The sequence below is a fragment of the Lactobacillus sp. XV31L genome (assembly GCF_059900865.1).
On sequence record NZ_JBWXGC010000003.1, the window covers coordinates 65,131 to 83,853 of the forward strand.

The 18,723-nt window shown below is 41.0% G+C and carries 13 protein-coding genes; 6 read left to right on the forward strand and 7 right to left on the reverse strand.

The features are described 5' to 3' along the window. Nucleotides 1–3 precede the first annotated feature (3 nt). Nucleotides 4–3,180, forward strand: a complete 3,177-nt coding sequence (gene carB, locus AC2JF7_RS02840) for a carbamoyl-phosphate synthase large subunit (protein ID WP_500726898.1) — start codon at nucleotides 4–6, stop codon at nucleotides 3,178–3,180. Nucleotides 3,181–3,284: 104 nt separating this feature from the next. On the opposite strand, the gene AC2JF7_RS02845 is transcribed toward carB, so the two are convergent. After that, on the reverse strand, nucleotides 3,285–4,967 hold the full coding sequence (locus AC2JF7_RS02845) for an Rqc2 family fibronectin-binding protein (protein WP_500726900.1): 1,683 nt from the start codon (nucleotides 4,965–4,967) through the stop codon (nucleotides 3,285–3,287). Nucleotides 4,968–5,231: 264 nt separating this feature from the next. Between AC2JF7_RS02845 and AC2JF7_RS02850 the strand changes: the two genes are divergently transcribed. The 3 genes from AC2JF7_RS02850 (at nucleotide 5,232) to AC2JF7_RS02860 (ending at nucleotide 7,255) form a co-directional block, all read left to right on the forward strand. After that, on the forward strand, nucleotides 5,232–5,633 hold the full coding sequence (locus tag AC2JF7_RS02850) for a MarR family winged helix-turn-helix transcriptional regulator (RefSeq protein WP_500726903.1): 402 nt from the start codon (nucleotides 5,232–5,234) through the stop codon (nucleotides 5,631–5,633). An 87-nt stretch (nucleotides 5,634–5,720) separates the two neighbouring features. Further along, on the forward strand, nucleotides 5,721–6,596 hold the full coding sequence (locus AC2JF7_RS02855; protein ID WP_500726905.1) for a DegV family protein: 876 nt from the start codon (nucleotides 5,721–5,723) through the stop codon (nucleotides 6,594–6,596). A gap of 23 nt (nucleotides 6,597–6,619) precedes the next feature. After that, the gene (locus AC2JF7_RS02860) at nucleotides 6,620–7,255 is read left to right on the forward strand and encodes an NUDIX hydrolase (protein WP_500726908.1); all 636 of its coding nucleotides are present in this window, start codon (nucleotides 6,620–6,622) and stop codon (nucleotides 7,253–7,255) included. A gap of 51 nt (nucleotides 7,256–7,306) precedes the next feature. Here the strand turns inward: AC2JF7_RS02860 and xerS are convergent, their stop codons facing one another. Next, nucleotides 7,307–8,371, reverse strand: coding sequence for a tyrosine recombinase XerS (gene xerS, locus AC2JF7_RS02865; RefSeq protein ID WP_500726910.1), 1,065 nt, complete (start codon nucleotides 8,369–8,371; stop codon nucleotides 7,307–7,309). A 1,351-nt stretch (nucleotides 8,372–9,722) separates the two neighbouring features. Here xerS and AC2JF7_RS02870 point away from each other — a divergent pair. Next, nucleotides 9,723–10,082 carry a helix-turn-helix domain-containing protein gene (locus tag AC2JF7_RS02870; RefSeq protein ID WP_500726912.1) on the forward strand — a complete coding sequence of 120 codons (360 nt, stop codon included), beginning with the start codon at nucleotides 9,723–9,725 and terminating at the stop codon, nucleotides 10,080–10,082. Between the two features lie 57 nt (nucleotides 10,083–10,139). On the opposite strand, the gene AC2JF7_RS02875 is transcribed toward AC2JF7_RS02870, so the two are convergent. From AC2JF7_RS02875 to parE, 4 genes are all read right to left on the reverse strand, one after another. After that, complete coding sequence (locus tag AC2JF7_RS02875; protein ID WP_500726915.1) at nucleotides 10,140–11,069, reverse strand: manganese-dependent inorganic pyrophosphatase; 930 nt, start codon at nucleotides 11,067–11,069, stop codon at nucleotides 10,140–10,142. Nucleotides 11,070–11,145: 76 nt separating this feature from the next. Beyond that, a complete protein-coding gene (locus AC2JF7_RS02880) occupies nucleotides 11,146–12,081 on the reverse strand; it encodes a LysR family transcriptional regulator (protein WP_500726917.1) in 936 nt (311 codons plus the stop codon). A gap of 153 nt (nucleotides 12,082–12,234) precedes the next feature. Further along, a complete protein-coding gene (gene parC, locus AC2JF7_RS02885) occupies nucleotides 12,235–14,688 on the reverse strand; it encodes a DNA topoisomerase IV subunit A (protein ID WP_500726920.1) in 2,454 nt (817 codons plus the stop codon). Between the two features lie 15 nt (nucleotides 14,689–14,703). After that, nucleotides 14,704–16,713: a DNA topoisomerase IV subunit B gene (parE, locus tag AC2JF7_RS02890; RefSeq protein ID WP_500726922.1), complete on the reverse strand. Its 2,010-nt coding sequence runs from the start codon at nucleotides 16,711–16,713 to the stop codon at nucleotides 14,704–14,706. Between the two features lie 45 nt (nucleotides 16,714–16,758). Between parE and plsY the strand changes: the two genes are divergently transcribed. Beyond that, complete coding sequence (plsY, locus tag AC2JF7_RS02895) at nucleotides 16,759–17,394, forward strand: glycerol-3-phosphate 1-O-acyltransferase PlsY (RefSeq protein ID WP_500726924.1); 636 nt, start codon at nucleotides 16,759–16,761, stop codon at nucleotides 17,392–17,394. A gap of 430 nt (nucleotides 17,395–17,824) precedes the next feature. Here plsY and AC2JF7_RS02900 read toward each other — a convergent pair whose 3' ends face one another. Next, nucleotides 17,825–18,718 carry an aldose 1-epimerase family protein gene (locus AC2JF7_RS02900; protein WP_500726926.1) on the reverse strand — a complete coding sequence of 298 codons (894 nt, stop codon included), beginning with the start codon at nucleotides 18,716–18,718 and terminating at the stop codon, nucleotides 17,825–17,827. Nucleotides 18,719–18,723 lie beyond the last annotated feature (5 nt).

Here is an 18,723-nt window from a genome sequence, read left to right on the forward strand (position 1 = left end):
AAAATGCCTTTAGAAAATGATTTAGACAAAGTTTTAATTATTGGGTCGGGACCAACTTTGATTGGCAATGTTTCTGAAACCGATGTGCAAACCGTAGACGCAATTAGAGCCTTGCTTGAAGAAGACATTCAAGTCGTTCTCGTCAACCCTAACCCAGCCACGATTTCAACCGATAAGCAAGCTGGCGTGACTATTTATCTAGAACCAATGACGCTTGATTTTCTCAAACGCATAATTAGGATGGAAGAACCCAGTGCCATTATTCCTGCTTACGGGTCGACCATGGGCTTGATGGTAACTCGTGAACTAGTACATGATGGAATCCTGCGGCAAATGGGGATTCGCCTGCTAGCACTGAACGAGCAGACCCTTATGATCAATACCCACCAGAAGATGATCTCTTTTTTGAAGCAAAATGAGATTGACGTTAACCGTTATTGGAACCTGAGTGATTTTGCGGCAGACAACTTAGAAGAACAACTGGCTGAACAAGTAAGCTTTCCCGTGCTTGTCATAAAAGACCAGCAATATCTGCACAATGAGCAAAAAGTTTTTGATCATCCCCAAGACGTAGTCGACTACCTCAAAAAACAACGCCAGAGTGGGGACTTTTCTCCTGCACGCTACCATTTGACTGAAGACCTGTCTTCCTGGAATGAAGTTATTGTTAACATAATTCGCGACCATGCTGGCAACATTGTCTTAGCCAATGTGGTTGACACAATCGAGCCGGTTGCAGTAAATTCTGGCGATTCAGCTGCCGTAATTCCGGCATTAACACTTAATAATGACCAGGTTCAGACAATTTGTGGAATTGCGAAACAGGTCACATCCAGCTTAAAAACAGTGGGGATTTTGAATATTCATTTTGCTGTTAAGCATCAAGGCACCAAGTTTGCAGCAAAAATCTTGACCATCCAACCCCGCCTGACCCGCAGTGCAATCTGGGCCCAAAGGATTGGGCTGTATAGTGCTGGATACGTAGTCTGCAAGGTAGCAATTGGCTATCGTCTAGATGAAATTACAGACCCAATGTCAGGACTATCGGCGGCAATTGAACCCACCTTTGATAAAGTGGCAATTAGGATGCCTTTTTGGTCCCTTATTCAATCTGGCAGCAACCACTATTGCCTTAGCAACAGAATGCAGGCCAGTGGGGAAGCAATTGGGGTTGGGCGCAATTTTGAAGCGGCCTTTTTAAAAGGACTCACTTCGACTCTGAATATCAAGATGGCCTTGGATGCGCTCAGCCAAGAAGAAGCCAAGACCAAAGAAGAAATTCGTTCTGATCTGGTTCATCCCGATGAATTGCATTTGCTCAAGCTTCTGGCAGCCATTTCAAAGGGCTTTTCTTACCATGAATTGCAGCAATTAATCCATATCAGTCCTGTCTATTACCAAAAACTTGAACACATTGTCCATATTGGCCAACATCTGAATACAGGTGAAGTGACCAGCAGTTTATTGCTGGAAGCTAAGACACGTGGCTTCAGCAATCTGTTGATTTCTAACTTGACCCAAATGGATGACGCCACACTGCAAAAATGCCTTGATAAAATTCATTATCAGCCGGCTTATTTGCAGATTGACGGTACAGCAGGGACCATTAATCCGCCAGTGCATGCATATTATTCGGCTGCCAATGTCCAAGACGAATCAGTCCGACTGAGCAGCGATAAAAAGGTGCTTGTTATTGGCATGTTGCCGCTCCAAGTTTCGGTGACTAATGAGTTTGATTACATGATTAGTCACGCAATTAATACTTTACATAATAATAATTATGCCACTGTATTACTGTCGAATAATGATGAATCTGTATCAACCAGTTACTGGCAACCCGACAAGGTTTATTTTGAACCAATTACACTTGAAAATATTTTAGCTATTGCTGAAAAAGAGGGTATCAAGGATGTGCTGCTTCAGTTTTCGGGCAAGGCAAACAACGCCTTGAGTAAGAAACTGGTTGAAAATGGTCTCAGCGTGTTTGGCAACCAGGGAAACAACCCCAAGGTTAAAATTGACCAGGCACTAACAAGTCCAATCGGTTCACTAAAGCAAAATCCGCTTTTGACAACCGTTGACAGTCAAGAAATCGCCCCCTTTGTCAAGGACCATGGCTTCCCAATTTTAATTGGCGGTTTTAACAACCAGGGCGTCAAGCAAAAGTCGGCTGTCGTGTACGACCAGCCGGCTCTTGAAAAGTATTTGGAAGAAAACCAATTATCCAAAATTTCTCTGTCGCACTTCATTGAGGGCAATAAGTACGAAATTACTGCAATTTCGGACGGGGAAAACGTTGCAGTGCCCGGAATTATTGAGCATCTTGAACAAACAGGTTCTCATGCCTCCGATTCAATTGCTGTTTTTAAACCGCAAAACCTGTCAAAAGCTGGCAGTAAGCTTCTTACCGAATACACAATTGACCTGATCAAGCGGGTCAAAATGCGGGGAATCTATACGCTTCACTTTTTAATCGTCGACAAGAATATTTACCTTCTTCAAATTAAGCCATATGCTGGACACAATGTTGCATTCTTGTCCAAAGCGATGGACAAGGATATTACTAAGTGCGCAACAGAAGTTTTAATGGGCCATACTCTAGCAGAACTCGGTTATAAAACTGGACTGTGGCAATCTAGTGGTTTTATTTATGTCAAAATGCCGGTCTTTTCGTATGTTAACTATAACAGCGACAATACCTTTGACTCCAAGATGAAGTCTTCTGGGTCGGTTATGGGACGAGACACAGAACTTGCTAAGGCCTTATTCAAGGGTTATGAAGCTAGCGGCCTGATTGTCCCCAGCTTTGGTACAATCTTCATTTCCGTGCGCGATGATGACAAAAAACGTGCAACCGAGCTGGCACAACGTTTCTCCCGGCTTGGATTTAAGATTATTGCAACCGAGGGAACAGCCAATGTCTTGGCTGAAGCTGGAATTACCACTGGAGTCGTCACCAAAGTCCACACTGAGTCCAGCAACTTGCTGGAAAAAATTCGCCAGCGCAAGATTGCTATGGTCATCAACATTACCAACCTGTCAGATACAGCCAGTGGGGACGCAATCAGGATTAGAGATGATGCTTTGAACGTCCACATCCCAGTCTTTTCAAGCATAGAAACAACAGAACTGATTCTGGAAGTTTTGGAGTCCTTGTCCTTAACCACCCAGCCAGTTTAAAGTTCGGCTTGATTGCCAAAAGCAACTTGCAAAAAGAACCCAGTCCACAATTGATGTGGACCGGGTTCTTTTGATTTGCAGGAAAAGCTTAATCCAAGTTCGGCCTATTTTACCTGCTTGCTTAAAACGCGCTCTTTTTCCGGTGTGACTTCAATGGAATTTTGTCCGGTATAGATCACAAATCCTGGTTTAGCACCACCAGGTTTTTTGACGCGCTTGTCTTGAATATAGTCAACTTGTACATGGGCAGAATGCTTAGCCTTTGAAAAATAGGCGGCAATCTCAGCTGTTTCAGCAATATCTTCTGCTGTTGGCTGGGCATCCTGCAAAATGACGTGGGAACCAGGGATATTCTTGACGTGGAACCAAATGTCATTTTTATTTGCCTTTTTAAGTGTCAGCCAGTCGTTTTGGTAATTATTCTTGCCAACCAGGACGGTCTTACCTGAAGTTAAACGGAATTTGTTCAAATTATGCTCAGTAATTTTTTTACGGCGCTTTTGTGGTCGCTTCAAGTAGCCTTGACTGACCAATTCATCATTGATCTGATCAATATCTTGGGGATCAGCATTGTCAATTGCCGTTTGGATAGAATCAAAGTAGTCCAGATTGGCTTGCGCAATTTGAATTTGTTCTTTAACGTGTTTGATGGAATCACGCAATTTTTTGTACTTGGTAAAATACTTTTGCCCGTTACGAGCAGGGGAGAGGGCCGAATCAAGCTTTATCGTAATTAACTTGTTGTCATCATAATAATTAGGCAATTTGACTTCCGTCATCCCAGGCTTGACTTGGGCCAAGTTAGCATTGAGAATCTCACCGCAAATGCGGTACTTTTCAGAATTTTCGGCTTGGTCAAGCTGCTTCTGGAGCTTGACGACTTTTCTGGTCAGCTTTTTTTGTTCATTTTTAACTATACGCTCAATTGAGCTTGCCTTTTGCTTAACCCAATCATGCTTAGATTGGTCCAGAAAAAATTGTTCTAGGGCATGATTCAAGTCAGGATCTGAACTTTCCTTAATTAGGTCCAAGTGGTAGGGCAGATAAGGAAAAATTTTGCGCTTGTCAGTTGGTGTTTTTAAAATAAATGCACCTTTTTTATTAAACTGATTCATGAAGGTAGTGAATGAAGTAAAAGAATAGTCGTCTTTCAAGTAACCAGTGAGTTCTTCACGGTCATCCCGATCAAGCCCGCTCACTTCTTTAGCCAACTCAGCCGGACTGCAAGTCTGTCTTTTTTGAACAAATTCTTCTTGCGTCAAGTCAAAACCATTGATCCCAGGCGTAAGTGGCGGCAGTATATATTTGGCCTTAGGCAAAAGGAGACGGACGCGATTTTCTTCTGGGTTAATACGCTTGAGCAAGTCAATAATGTGCCCACTATTTTTGTTATACAAAATCACATTGCTGTGACGCCCCATTAGTTCCACCGATAAAACCAGTTGCACTTGGTCGCCTAGTTCATTGCGGTTGCTGAAATAAAAATTAATGATACGATCAACGCCCACTTGCTTAACAGCCTGCAAGATCGACCCTTCTAAGTACTTGCGCAAAACCATCACAAAAGTTGGAGCCTTGTCAGGATTGCTGATTGCTTGCTTAGTCAAATACAGCTTAGGTGACTGCGGATTGGCAGAAATAAGCAGCTGATGATTTTTGCGCTCCTTCCTAAAAGTCAATACTAAATCATAGTCAAAGGGTTGGTAAATCTTCGCCAAGCGACTATCTACTACCATTGGCTCAATACTATTTAACAGGCTTTGAATAAATAATCCATCAAATGCCATAAAAAATCACCTCAATTAATACAGTCTATTATAACAATTATTTGCAGCTACGGGCTACTCAACGACAAAATAAGCTAATCTGAAAATAAGGTACTCGCATTAATATAGTAATGATATTGATTTTAGCAAGAAATTATTAGCAAAAGCTGGTATACTAGTGATATAAATTAATGCTTATCGATGCAGTCTATTATAATTTTAAGCTAATAAGCAAATTATGGGGCAAACTTTTTGTTTCACAGTTGAGCAAGAAAAGGTAGTTAAATGAAGATTTTATCTTTTAGCGTAATTGCAGAAAATATTAAGAAAGAAATCAACCATATATGTGGACTTAACATGTCGCAGACGAGGATTTTGCTGTATTTTTATCACTCTAAAAATGCAGCCCTCAAGATGGGGGATTTAGCTGTTAACCTGAAAATATCTTTGTCTACCCTTAGTAGGCAGCTTCAGCAAGATAAGACCCGTCAGTTAGTCAAGATCATTCGCTCTGAAACTGATTCCAGCAAGACGGTCCTTTTAAGCGACGAAGGGCTTAAAAAAGCTGCTGAATTAAAAGGGGCTTTGAACAGTATTGAAGAAAAAATGGAAAAAGGGTTTACCAGGCAGGAAATCAGTAACTTCAACTATGTATTAGACCAGCTAAAGCAACGGATTAAAGACTAAAAATTCAATAGCGGCAACAGTCGAATCAGTAGTTCTTTTATGCTATAATTTTCTATATTGCACGTATAAGAGCGAAAGGTTAATTGAATGAAAATTGCATTAGTTACTGATAGTACTAGCGTTATAAGTGAACAAGAGGCCAAGGAAAACAACATCATTGTGGTTCCTATCCCTGTGATCATTGGTAAGCAGGAATACTTGGAAGGCGTCAATATCACTTCCGACCAGCTATTTGAGTTGCAGCGACAAGGGGCTGAATTTCCTAAGACTTCCCAACCAAATATGGGTGACATGATTAATCTTTTTGATAAGCTGCACCAAGAAGATTATGAGGCAATTATTGCCATCACTTTGTCTAGTGGGATCTCAGGTTTCTACCAAACTTTATGCAATATTGCGCAAAATAACCCCAAGTACAATTTGCATCCGATTGACTCCAAGATGACTGTCCGCTTGCAGGGCAACCTAGTTCTTGCTGCGGCCCGAATGATTAAAAATGGGGTTGAATTGGAAACAATTCTTGAACGTCTGGACCAAATTCGGTCAACCATTGATGAAATATTTGTTGTTAACGACTTGAACAACTTGAGCCGTGGCGGTCGGCTCAGCAACGCTGGTGCCTTTATCGGCTCGATGCTCAACATTAAGCCACTATTAACATTTAAAGATGGCGATATCGTTGCCTTTGATAAAATTAGATCAATGAAAAGAGCCTTTGCAAAAATCAAAGAGCTTACTTTGAAGAAGATTGACGAACTTCCATATAAGGATAAGATCAAGCTTTTTATTATTGATTCTAACGACAGCAGCCAAGCTGAGGAAGCTGAGGCCTTTTTGCAGGAGAATTTTCCGCAGCAGAATATCTCTGTGACCAAGTTCACACCTGTAATTGCTACCCACTTAGGGGAGAAATCCCTTGCGATTGGGTGGATGATCGACATCGATAAAATTGACCTTTCATAACTTCTAGAAAAGGAAGGCTCAAAATGAAAGAATTGGATCAATTTGCTCAGTGGGCATTTGAATTACAAAGCTTGGCCCAAGATGGGCTGGAATATGGCCATGACCGCTTTGACCGCGAACGCTATCAACGAATCAGGGAAATTGCTACTAGTATGATGGCTGCTAAGACCGGTTTGCCAACTGAGCAAGTGCGGGAACTTTTTAGCAGCGAGGACGGTTACCAAACTCCTAAATTAGGAACACGTGCTGCCATATTTAATGAGGAAAAGATCCTCTTGGTTCGCGAAACCACTGACAAGTGCTGGTCATTGCCTGGTGGCTGGTGTGAGCCCAATATTTCCGTCAAAGACAACTGCATTAAAGAAGCCAAAGAAGAAGCAGGTAGAGATATTACGGTTGAACGCGTAATCGCAATCTGTAGCCACAATACTTTTATCCATAATCAGAAGCGGATAGAGCGTGCGATCAAAGTCTATAACGTCTTCTTTTTATGTCGTGAAAGCGGCGGTAAATTTATGCAAAATACAGAAACTGATGATTGCCGCTACTTCGACTTTGACCATCTGCCCCAGCTTTCTCTTCAGCGTAACAGCAAGGAAGAGATTAAAATGTGCTTTGATGCCCGAAATGATCCTGATTGGCAGACTAAGTTTGAATAAAACAAGGATATTATTTTAATAAAAAACACCGAACATAGTCCGGTGTTTTTTTCATTGATCATTTTCTGAGATTTCATTCAAGGCTGCACGTTGCTTGCTTTGGTCAACATGCGTATATAAGTCTGTTGCCGAGGTTCCTTTTTGACCAAGCTGCTGGGCAACCAACACCTGGTCCTTGGTCACTTCATAAAGTTCTGAAGCAAGTGTGTGACGCAACTTATGTGGGGTAAGAGGGTGACCAAATGCAGAGGAGTATTTATTGACCATTTTTTCAATTGCATTGCTGGTTATTCTTTTAGTCTGATTGTGCCACTTTGCAAGAAAAAAGGCCACTTCCTTTTTAGGGGGTAAATAGCGCTGTTGGCGCACTTTTTGGTAGTCCCACAAGTAGTCTAGGGTCCATTCAGCAATTGGCACGCTATCACGTTGTCCGCCTTTACGGGTCACATCCAGCACCGCCTTTTTTAAGTTGAGATCAGCAAGGTTAACTCCAGCACATTCAGAGACCCGAATGCCTGTACCTAGAATGAGGGCAATAATTGCCATATCACGTTCTTTGTTGATTTTAAAAGCAGGCAATGCATGCTTGTTGCAACGTTTTTCATAATCATTAGCAATAAAGTCTAAAAACTGGTATTTCAGCCTTCCAACATACATATGAGATTCTAGCACATGCGCACGGTAGTTGAGAGTTTTAGTATTGTTGAGCGAATCAATCTTCACCATCACGTTTCGCTCAAAGTAAGGCTGGCCATTATTATTATCGGCTGTGATTGTCAAAAATTTGAAAAGTGAGCGCAGAGCATTAATTGAGCGATTGATTGTTGTGGGTGAATTTAAATGGCCCTGTTGATTCTTAGTGTGACCTAGATAGTTGATGTAAAGCATAATATCATTGCGGTGCAAGTTGGCTAAAGTTGCAGTATCAATATGCCGGTTGTCCTTGGCAGCAGAAATAGACTCTTTACGCAACCAGTCAAAAAACCGCCTAATTTCAGTTAAATACTGGTAAGAACTTGTCAATGACAAGCTAGTGCCAAAGTTATATTCTTTAACAAAGTCAGGCATTTTACTTAATTCGTCTTCAATGAGGTCGAGATATTTTTTGGTTTCCAATATTTTGCTTCTCCTAGATAAGTATTTTGCTCCTTTAATTATAAAGCAAAAACAGAATGTATGTTTGGATTACCCACTCTCTCTTTCAAAGTGGGGAGGGGGGACATGGAAGAACAACTTATATTCAACTTTCAGCAATATAAGGTACAGGCTTAACAAAGGTAAACTACAAAAACTCCTAGGCAAAATTTAGCAAGTTTAAGCAAGTGCTGCCCAAACAATAATCAAGCAAGGCTTATTGGCAAAGGCAATCAAAAATAGCAAATGAATCCCAGTGCAGCAGTACTTTTACCTATCATTAAAATTATAGTTTTAATGATAGCAATTCAAAAAAGCAATTATCTAATCCGGTTTTTCAAGTATTGGTAATTTATCTGATCTACACCAAATCTTTACCCCTGATTCCACTTAAAATCTTAGCTTAAATCTGAAATTTAGTTCTTAGTGGAAAATTCATGCTCATTTAACCCAGCAATTGATCAGTTGCTTAACCAATTACAATTTAAAGCATCCTGGTGACCAATCTCAGCACACATTTTCTACTTGGACTTCAAAGTTTCTCTTTAGGCAAACAGGCAGAAGTTACAAGCAAGGCAAAGCTCATAATTAGATTCTGGGCTGCTTATTTTCAAGCCCAAGCATATTATTTTATTATTCAAGTACCGGGCTACCGAGCACTTGCTGACCTAATGAACTTATTATTCTTATACTTAACTTTACATAATATATATTATACGAAGTATGGCATTGAAACTTACTACTTGTCATAGAGTAAAAAGATCATCTTGCTTGCGACCTCTCACCCTTCCTACTTTATCGATTACCTTAAATTGCATAGTATTATATCGTAGATGGCAGCTAAAATAACAGTTTCGGTGTAATAAAATTAACTAGCAAATGAACAGAATTTTTCCGATGTGTAGTTATTTATTAAGCCTTTATAAAAAAGTTATGCTACTATAACCGTTATTTAAATTATATACTCAGCAATAATTCAAATAAAAACTTTTTTTAAAAGTAAATTTATGTATTGGCAATAATTTGTTAATTGGTCAATTAATGACATTTCTTATGTAATTGTAGCCGGTTAATATACATCTTAAGCAATATTTGCAAACTTTTATAATTTTATTTTAAGTTCAATTAATTTAGGCATTTTAGTTTTATTTTTTCACAATTTAGCTTACAATACTGTTCAGGGGTATATGTTTAAAACAATTCTTCTAATTTCTAACTTCTTTGAGATTTAGAAATTATTTGTTTTAGCTGTTATTTTATTGTTTGATAGTATAGTTGTTCCTTCAATTATGCTATCTACCAGTGTTATTATAGAAAGGTTTGAATTTATTCTATGAGTATAAATTTGGGAAAAGAGATATGCCGTCGTCGCCGTGAGCAGAAACTGACTCAGGAGGATCTTGCTGAGCTGAGCGATTTATCTGTGAATTTTATTTCACGTCTTGAGCGAACCAAGAATCAAAATATTAGCATCCAGAAACTTGATTCTATTGCCAGAGCTCTTAATACTACTACTCCGGATATCATTATGAACGCCTATCGCTTTAAAGAGGTTAAAGTTGATGATCGCCAAGATAATACACCTGTATTTATCAAGAAGGTTGTTAATGAATTAAGGAAAATGCCGTCAGATAAAGCTGAACGCGTATGTAAGTCCTTCATCATACTGACAAAAGAAATCAACAAAGATTAGTTGCAAGTAAAAACACGAGCTAGCTTCATTGGCTAACTCGTGTTTTTATTTATTCAATTAATTAAATGCTTGAGTGAGTTGTGGCACCACTTGCTTCTTGCGTGAAACTACACCTGGCAGGCTAATTTCTTCATCTTTTACCTTGCCAAAGGCTTCTTCAAACCCAGCTTGTGCTTCACTTGAGCCCGCTACTAGCGCGGTAGAATCTGAATCTAACACATTAGTAATGAGCAACATAAACAGGTCATATTTTTCCGACACGCAGGCGGCTTTCATGACCTTTAAGAAGGCTTCTTTGCGTTCTAAGGCCTCTGGTAGGTCAACCACATTAATCTGGGCTATACGGGCCTTTTTACCGTTTAAATCAAAGCTTTTGGCATCGAGATCAATTAGTTCTTCTTCTGACTTGCTTGCAATGTTGGTACCGGCCTTTAATTCTTCTAGACCATACTTTTGGTAGTCAACGCCAGCAAGTTCTGCTAGTGCTTCAACAGCTTCCTTGTCTTTGGCTGTTGTAGTAGGCGACTTGAGTAACAGTGTATCTGAGATAATTGCTGAAAGCATGAGTCCGGCAATATTTTGCGGGATTTCAACGTTGAACCGTTTGTATAGCCCCCACATAATTGTACTCGTGCAGCCTACAGGCTCTGCCAGATAGAACAAAGGCATGCTTGTATTAAAATTCATAATTCGGTGGTGGTCAACAACGTGAGTCACCTCGACCTTGTCAATGTCTGCTACACTTTGCTGGGGCTCATTATGGTCAACAAGCATTACCTTATCAACTTCATCAGCAGCGGTTTGAATAACCCGCGGGGCCTTAAAGCCAAATTTTTTTAATGCAAAACTAGTTTCATCGTTAGGCTCACCTAGTGCAACTGCTTCTGTATTGTAACCCAGCTTGTTTTGCAAGTATGAGTATGCAATTGCTGTTCCAATTGCATCAGTATCAGGATTGCGATGTCCGAAAACTAACTCTTTTTCCATTAAATATCCTCTTTCTGTTAACCTCTTTGTATCTGTCTTCTTTGTATCTGTCTATAGATATTTTAACGAATAAAACTTATTTCTCCAAGAATTTTTTGAATTCGCCTAAAATCTTCTTAATGCGGGGAACATCCTTTTTGCCTTTACGGTAGATGAGTGATACCAAAAATTTCTTGTCTTCTTGCAAGTGAATTGGGGTCAGGTTAATCTCCTCTTTATGCTTTTCATAATAAGAAGAACTGACAAAAGTATCGTAGCCTGTCTCTTGGGCCGTAGCGACTATCTGGTCAGTCGATGAAAAACTCAGTGGTACTTTCAAACCATTCTTTGCATTGACTTTGTTACCAAACATTCCCTTCATTAATTGGGTAAAATAAAAGCTGTCTGGATAAGTCACCCATTTTCTCCCCATTAATTTTGAGGCCGGGTAAGACTTTCCTGCTTCTAGTTCACTATCATGGGTCAATATGGTTAACTCGTCAGCACAAATTTCCATGCGTTCGTATTGGTTGTGCAAGTTTAGCTGACTTTTCTTAATAATGCTAGGGATATACAAAAGAGCCAAATCAATGAGATTGTTATCCAACTTGTTCCAAAGCTCTTTGCGGTCATAATAATTCACGCTAATGGTAACTTCAGGATTTTGCAGATTGTAGTCAACTATAAAGTTCCGCAGCAATTCAGAATCAACGCTCTCTAAAACACCAATTGCAATGTTGCCCTTGTCAGCCTGGGTAAATTCCTGGATGTCATTGACCACTGAATTAATTGTTCCTAGAAGTTTGATTGCACCCATTTGTAGCTCTTTGCCTGCTTCAGTTAGATACAGTTTTTTGCCCATTTGACCAAAAAGCGGAGTTCCAATAGCATGCTCTAATTTTTTGATTTGTTGTGTCAAAGCCGGCTGCGTAATTCCTAAGATCTGCGCTGCTTGAGTATAATTCATTGTATCAATCAGCTGCAAAAAATAATGTAAAGACTTGGTTGAGAGTAGTGTGTCTGTCTTAGGCATAAATTTTTCCTTCTATTTTAGCAATAAAATAACTTTATTCATATGCTATTATCAAGCAAAAAACTCTCAGTGTCAAAGTTTACTTTAATTTTTATGAAACGTTTTCACCCATTAACCACGCGCACCCACATTATACAAAATGAAAACAAGATTTTATTTATCAGCAAGTGGTCGGTCAAGTTTCACTGTCACTGGTTGTCCATCACTCGTAACATCAACCACGAAGGACCCGTTTGAATATCGATCTCCTAAAGGAAATTCAGTGGTTTGCAGCTTTATCTTTCTCTTGCTGCTAGTTGTAATTACCAGGCGATGATTTTGACCATAAGCACTTACTGCAACAATTCGATGCGGTTGGGCCTTTAATTCGCGCAATACGAGAACGCCTCGTTTGGCCCGTGATACCTTGTTAATCAAGCCCGCCTTGAACTGCTTAAAGGCCCCACGCTGCGTAATTAGGCCAATGTGCAACAAGTCTAGGTACTTAGGCTCAACTAAGACATAGCTTACGACCGTATCACCTGCTTTAAGGTTGACCGACTTGACCCCAGCGGCCTTGGCACCAGATTCTGGTACTTCCTTTAAGTCATACCGCACGGCATAAGCGTTGGAAGTGAACAAGATAATTTCCGCATTTGAAGCGGGATCAACTGCATCAACACGTACTACTTGACTATCTTGGGTCTTCATCTTCATAGCAGTTATTGCACGTGATCGGTATGTTCTAGTAGGTTGTACGTTGGCTAGCTTTAATTGTTTGATATAGCCGTCGTTGCTTGCAAGAACAAAGTTGAGATCCTGGCTTAGATCTTCAAAGTCGAATACTCTGATGATCTGCTCCTCACTATTCAAGCCAATTTCTTGCGACAGGTGTTGGCCTGTTTCCTTCCATTTAGCTTCGACCAGCTCATTTACTGGACGATAAATAATATTGCCTCGGTTAGTAAACAGATAAAGGTTAGCCAGAGTTGACAGGGTCTTTTCATAGACCACTTCATCCCCATCCGGCAACCCATTTTCATCATCGTCGCTAGACTGCCAAGAGCGCAGCGAAGACCGCTTTAAGTAGCCGTCACGACTAATCAAGACACGTACTTGTTCATTTGCAAGGAGTGCCTTTTCATCAATTTTAATTTTAGCGGTCTGACCAGAAATCTCTGTCCTGCGAGGACTACCAAATTCTTTTTTGACGGCAGTCATTTCCTTGATAATTTCTTTTTCTAGTACGCTCTTGTCAGCCAGAAGTTTCTGATAACGTGCAACCCTTTCATTCAGGTCACTTTGTTCTGCTACTAGAGCATCAACATCCGTATTAGTCAGCCTGTATAGTTGCAATGAAACAATTGCTTCTGCCTGCCTAGGAGTAAAGCCAAAGTCAGCTGACAAGTTTTTCTTGGCTTCTGCCTTATTTTTGGAAGCGCGAATTGTCTTGATTACCTCGTCTAGGATATCCATTGCTTGGATAAGACCCTGAATAATTTCCAGACGGTTTTCAGCCTTGTTTAGGTCAAATCTAGTCCTCTTAGTGACCACATCTTTTTCATGTTCTAAGTAAGAAGATAAGATATGTTTCAAGCCAACCTGCATTGGTGTCATATGGTCAATTGCCACCATATTGAAGTTGTATGATACCTGAAGTTCAGTATTCTTAAACAAGTAGTTTAAGATGTTCTGCGCATCAGCCCCCTTCTTTAGTTCAACTACAATTGACAAGCCATGTCGATCAGTCTCATCACGCACTTCAGCTATTCCATCAATTTCCTTGTTCAGACGAATTTCATCCATCTTCTTAACCAAGAGTGCCTTGTTGATCGCATAAGGGACTTCGGTAATCACAATTTCTTCCCGGTGCCCGCGAATTTCTTGAATTGAAGACCTTGCTCTAACCTGAATGCGGCCTCTTCCGGTACGGTATGCTTCTTTTAGTCCTTCCTTGTCCATCACAATGGCACCAGTAGGAAAATCTGGTCCCTTAACAAACTGCATCAGTTCATCAAGGGTAGAATTCGGATTTTTCAAAAGACAAATTGCCGCATCAATCACTTCAGCCAAGTTGTGCGGCGGAATCTCGGTGGCATATCCAGCTGAAATTCCCGTTGACCCATTAACTAGTAAATTAGGAAAACGAACAGGTAAAACCGTGGGCTCATATTCAGTATCATCAAAGTTGAGCACCATGTTGACAGTTTCTTTGTCAATGTCCGCCAGGAGCATATTGGAAATTTTGCTTAGCCGTGATTCAGTATACCGCATGGCGGCTGGACCGTCGCCGTCCATTGAACCGTTGTTACCATGCATTTCAACTAAGGTTTCACGCATTTTCCAGTCTTGAGAAAGGTGGACCAAGGCACCATAAATTGAACTATCGCCATGGGGGTGAAAGTTACCCATGATATTACCTACAGCTTTAGCGGCCTTTTTAAAGGGCTTGTCGTAGGTGTTATTGTCTCTATACATTGCAAAGAGAATTCGTCTTTGCACTGGCTTTAAACCATCCCGAATATCTGGCAGGGCCCGCTCTTGGATGATATATTTGGAATAGCGGCCAAACCGTTCACCCATGACCTGCTCTAACGGCATTTCACGAATTCTTTCTTTTGTAGCCATTAACTAAAAACCTCTTTATTCATTTTCTTCTTCCAAAATCGACACGTTTTCGCCCAATCTGAACTTGACGTTTTCTTCAATCCATTTTCTTCTAACTGCAACCTTGTCACCCATGAGAGTTGTTACGCGGCGTTCAGCCAAGGCGGCATCGTCAATCTTAACGCGGATCAGCATCCGAGATTCCGGGTTCATGGTGGTTTGCCATAACTGCTCGGCATTCATCTCACCCAGTCCCTTGAACCGCTGCAAGGAATAGCCTGGGCCTATTTCCTTTTCGTCAGCAGCCAGTTCTTCATCAGTCCAAGAATACTTTACTTGGGCCTTCTTATTGCGTCCCTTTTGCAAACGATAGAGCGGCGGTAAGGCAATGTAAACCTTGCCCTCCTCAATCATTGGACGCATATAGCGGTAGAAAAAGGTTAGCAGCAATATCTGGATGTGAGCCCCGTCATCATCGGCATCCGTCATAATGATCACCTTGTCGTAATTAGAGTCTTCAACCTTGAATTCAGTCCCGACTCCTCCGCCAATTGTGTAAATCATCGTGTTGATTTCTTCATTTTTGAAGATGTCCTGCAGCTTGGCCTTTTGCGTGTTTAAGACCTTACCGCGTAGCGGTAGGATGGCTTGAAAGCGGCGATCACGGCCCTGCTTGGCGGAGCCACCGGCAGAGTCCCCCTCAACCAAGAACAGTTCATTCTTCTTAGGGTTACGCGACTGGGCTGGGGTCAACTTGCCTGACAACACCTCTTTTTTACGCCGCTTTTTGCCATTACGGGTTTCATTTCGCGCCTTTTTGGCAGCTTCACGGGCATCGCGTGCCCTTTGGGCCTTCTTAACTAGTTCACGCGCTAGTTCGCCATTTTCCATCAGATAATAGGTCATCTGCTCATAGACAATTGCATCAACGATTGATCTTGCCTGCGGTGTTCCTAGCTTGCCCTTGGTCTGACCCTCAAATTCAAGCAATTCTTCTGGAATCTTAACTGAAAGAACTGCACTCAATCCCTCCCGGTAGTCGGACCCATCGATATTTTTATCTTTTTTGCCCAGCAAGCCCTGTTTTTTGGCATAGTCATTAAAGGCTCGAGTGAACCCGCTCCTTGCTCCTACTTCATGCGTACCACCATCTGACGTACGAACGTTGTTGACAAAAGAAACCAGGCTTTCAGAGTAACTATCACTATACTGGCCGCTATACTCAACTTCAATTTCATCTTGTTTGCCATTAAAGTAAAAGACATCGCTTAAAGTATCCTTGCCCTCATTCAAATAGGACACAAAGGATTCAATCCCATCATCATACTTGAAGTCATCATGGTGGGCAGGTTCACGCTCATCTGTCAGGATAAAACGCACACCCTTCAACAAGAAGGCAGACTCACGAATTCGCTCCTGAATAGTCTCGTACTTATACTTGGTCGTTGAAAAAATCTTCTCATCAGGCTTAAAGGTAATCGTCGTACCTGTAGGTTCTTTGGTCTTGCCCAGGCGTTTCAAGGTACCCACGGGGTGTCCGCCATCCTTGAATTCTTCTTCGTAGGCCACGCCCTCGCGCACTACCTTAACGTCCATGTAGCTAGAAAGTGCATTGACTACAGATGAACCAACTCCATGCAAGCCACCAGAAGTTTTATAGTTTTGTTCGGTAAATTTGCCTCCAGCATGGAGGACCGTCAGGATAACTTCAATTGTTGGTCGGCCTGACTTGTGGATCCCAGTTGGCATCCCACGGCCAAAGTCGCGCACAGTTACGCTATTGTCCTTGTGAATCGTCACGTCAATTTCTTGACCAAAACCAGCCATCGCTTCATCCACTGAGTTATCAACTATTTCGTAAACCAACTGGGTTAAGCCGTGAATATCTGTTGACCCAATATACATTCCAGGCCGTTTACGAACTGCTTCCAGGCCGTGAAGAATCTGGATCGATGAGTCATCATAAGAATTTGTTTTTTGATTTGCTTTAGCCAAATAAACTCCTCCAGTTTTGAAACATTTACTTAATTTAACCCTCAATCCCATAATCTTTGCTAAAATAGCAGTAGATATTAAGAGAGTAGGATATAAATGATCAATCTAAAATTAATACTGGTATTTATTCTAGCATACTTAATTGGATCCTTCCCCACGGGTGTGGTAATCGGCAAAATGTTTTTTGCCGAAGACATCCGAGACCATGGCTCAGGCAATATTGGAACCACCAATTCCTTTAGGGTATTTGGTCCGTATGCAGGCAGCTTTGTCTTAGTTGTCGATGTGCTCAAAGGAACGCTGGCCACCAACTTGCCCCGCCTATTTCATATTCCGGGGCCCAAGTACTTGTTGTTAATTGCTGGTGGTTTGGCAATTTTAGGCCACACTTGTTCAATTTTCCTTAAATTTAAGGGCGGTAAGGCAGTTGCAACCAGCGCCGGTTTGTTTTTGGGCTACAACCTTCATTTCTTTGACGTTTGTGCCCTTATCTTTTTCCCCCTGGTCTTTATTACCTCGTACGTTAGCTTGGCCAGTTTAATTTCAGTGGTTTTAATCTTCATTACAACCTTTTTCTTTCATGATGTTTACCTCGAACTAATTCTGGGCTGCATCATGATCGTTCTCTTCGTTAGACATCGGACAAATATTAAACGGCTAATCCACCACCAGGAAAATATCATTCCCTTTGGGCTATGGTACTGGTACAAGAAGAAGCACCATAAGTTATAAACTAGAATAAATACAGCCAGTAATCTTTGATTGCTGGCTATTATATTATATACCACCAGAACAATTGTTCGCAAGCTGTGCATAGTGGCAAAATAATCTCACTAACACTTTTTGCTAGTCTTTTGATGAAGATCATCAGTTGCTCAAATAAAAGGCACAAAGGTCTGTACCAGTGGCAAATAAGACAGTGAACTTGTTTGCTGCTTTCTTGAGTTAGCCTAGTAAATTCTGTCTATGCCACAAGATGTAGCGTCATTAAAAATACTAGCACATGATATTGAACATAAAAAGCGACTTTGCCTTGATTTAAATTAGTTAGCAATATGCAAAAAGTACTTGCTGTAAGATAAAAGACTAATTTAAATTTATTTTTGACAATAAAATAAGTTTCAAAAGTTGTCTAACCTTTGAAACTTATTTAAATATTTATTCAACTGTTCTTCTTGTCGTGAAAGGCCATGCTAAAGCCAGAGGTGAACGTTTCTCCAGCAACTAGATGGTTCATGCCATACTTTTCTTCCAACTTACCATTACTGTCTGAGCGATCCGCAATCCCCCACCAGGGTTCAATGCAAACATAGTCTGCTGTTTGCGGGTACTGCGACCACACACCTACAAAGGGTGCATCGCGCAGCCAAACATTAACGTGAAAGTCGCTAGTATCAGTCTTTAGAGAGATACGGTTGTCATGACCACGCAGCTGAAAAATCAACGCATCGTTTTTAAAGAGATGGTCGCTCAGGGTAATCAGACTATTAGTAGAGGCCAAGGAACGCTTAGGCCAATCCAAAAATGCCCCCTGGAGGGGAATTTGGACCCGGGCCAAAGACGGCTTAGTTGCAAAATAAAAGTCTTCTTTGCTAATTGTCTTGGTAGTTGGCAGGTTGAATCCAGGGTGACCACCAATGCCAAAAATCATTTCCCCAGCAGACTTGTTGGTTACACTAAAGTTTTCTTCTAACAAGTTGTTAAGCAGGTTGTAGTTGACCCGCAGTTCAAATTGGAAGGGGTAAATTTGCCGTGTTTTTTCTGTGTCAGTCAACAAAAAGGTAATACTTTCCCTGTTTTGGCGTTCAACTACAAAGTCAGCATCCCGTGCAAAACCATGTTGGGACATATGGTAGACCTGTCCTTTGTAAGTGTATTGATCATTTTTCAGCCTACCCACAAAGGGAAAGAGGACTGGGGCATGTCTGCCCCAAACTTGAGGGTCGGCCTGCCAAATATATTCATAAGCAGAATGCTGACTCTTTACACTTTGAAGTTCAGCACCCCTACTTGAGATGGTTACCTGTAAAAAACTGTTTTTAATAGTGTAATCCATGTTTT

Excerpts from the sequence above, each read along its gene's own strand:
- carB (WP_500726898.1), top strand. The coding sequence starts at position 4 with ATGCCTTTAGAAAATGATTTAGACAAAGTTTTAATTATTGGGTCGGGA.
- AC2JF7_RS02845 (WP_500726900.1), bottom strand. The coding sequence starts at position 4,967 with ATGGCATTTGATGGATTATTTATTCAAAGCCTGTTAAATAGTATTGAG.
- AC2JF7_RS02850 (WP_500726903.1), top strand. The coding sequence starts at position 5,232 with ATGAAGATTTTATCTTTTAGCGTAATTGCAGAAAATATTAAGAAAGAA.
- AC2JF7_RS02855 (WP_500726905.1), top strand. The coding sequence starts at position 5,721 with ATGAAAATTGCATTAGTTACTGATAGTACTAGCGTTATAAGTGAACAA.
- AC2JF7_RS02860 (WP_500726908.1), top strand. The coding sequence starts at position 6,620 with ATGAAAGAATTGGATCAATTTGCTCAGTGGGCATTTGAATTACAAAGC.
- AC2JF7_RS02870 (WP_500726912.1), top strand. The coding sequence starts at position 9,723 with ATGAGTATAAATTTGGGAAAAGAGATATGCCGTCGTCGCCGTGAGCAG.
- AC2JF7_RS02875 (WP_500726915.1), bottom strand. The coding sequence starts at position 11,069 with ATGGAAAAAGAGTTAGTTTTCGGACATCGCAATCCTGATACTGATGCA.
- AC2JF7_RS02880 (WP_500726917.1), bottom strand. The coding sequence starts at position 12,081 with ATGCCTAAGACAGACACACTACTCTCAACCAAGTCTTTACATTATTTT.
- parC (WP_500726920.1), bottom strand. The coding sequence starts at position 14,688 with ATGGCTACAAAAGAAAGAATTCGTGAAATGCCGTTAGAGCAGGTCATG.
- parE (WP_500726922.1), bottom strand. The coding sequence starts at position 16,713 with ATGGGATTGAGGGTTAAATTAAGTAAATGTTTCAAAACTGGAGGAGTT.
- plsY (WP_500726924.1), top strand. The coding sequence starts at position 16,759 with ATGATCAATCTAAAATTAATACTGGTATTTATTCTAGCATACTTAATT.
- AC2JF7_RS02900 (WP_500726926.1), bottom strand. The coding sequence starts at position 18,718 with ATGGATTACACTATTAAAAACAGTTTTTTACAGGTAACCATCTCAAGT.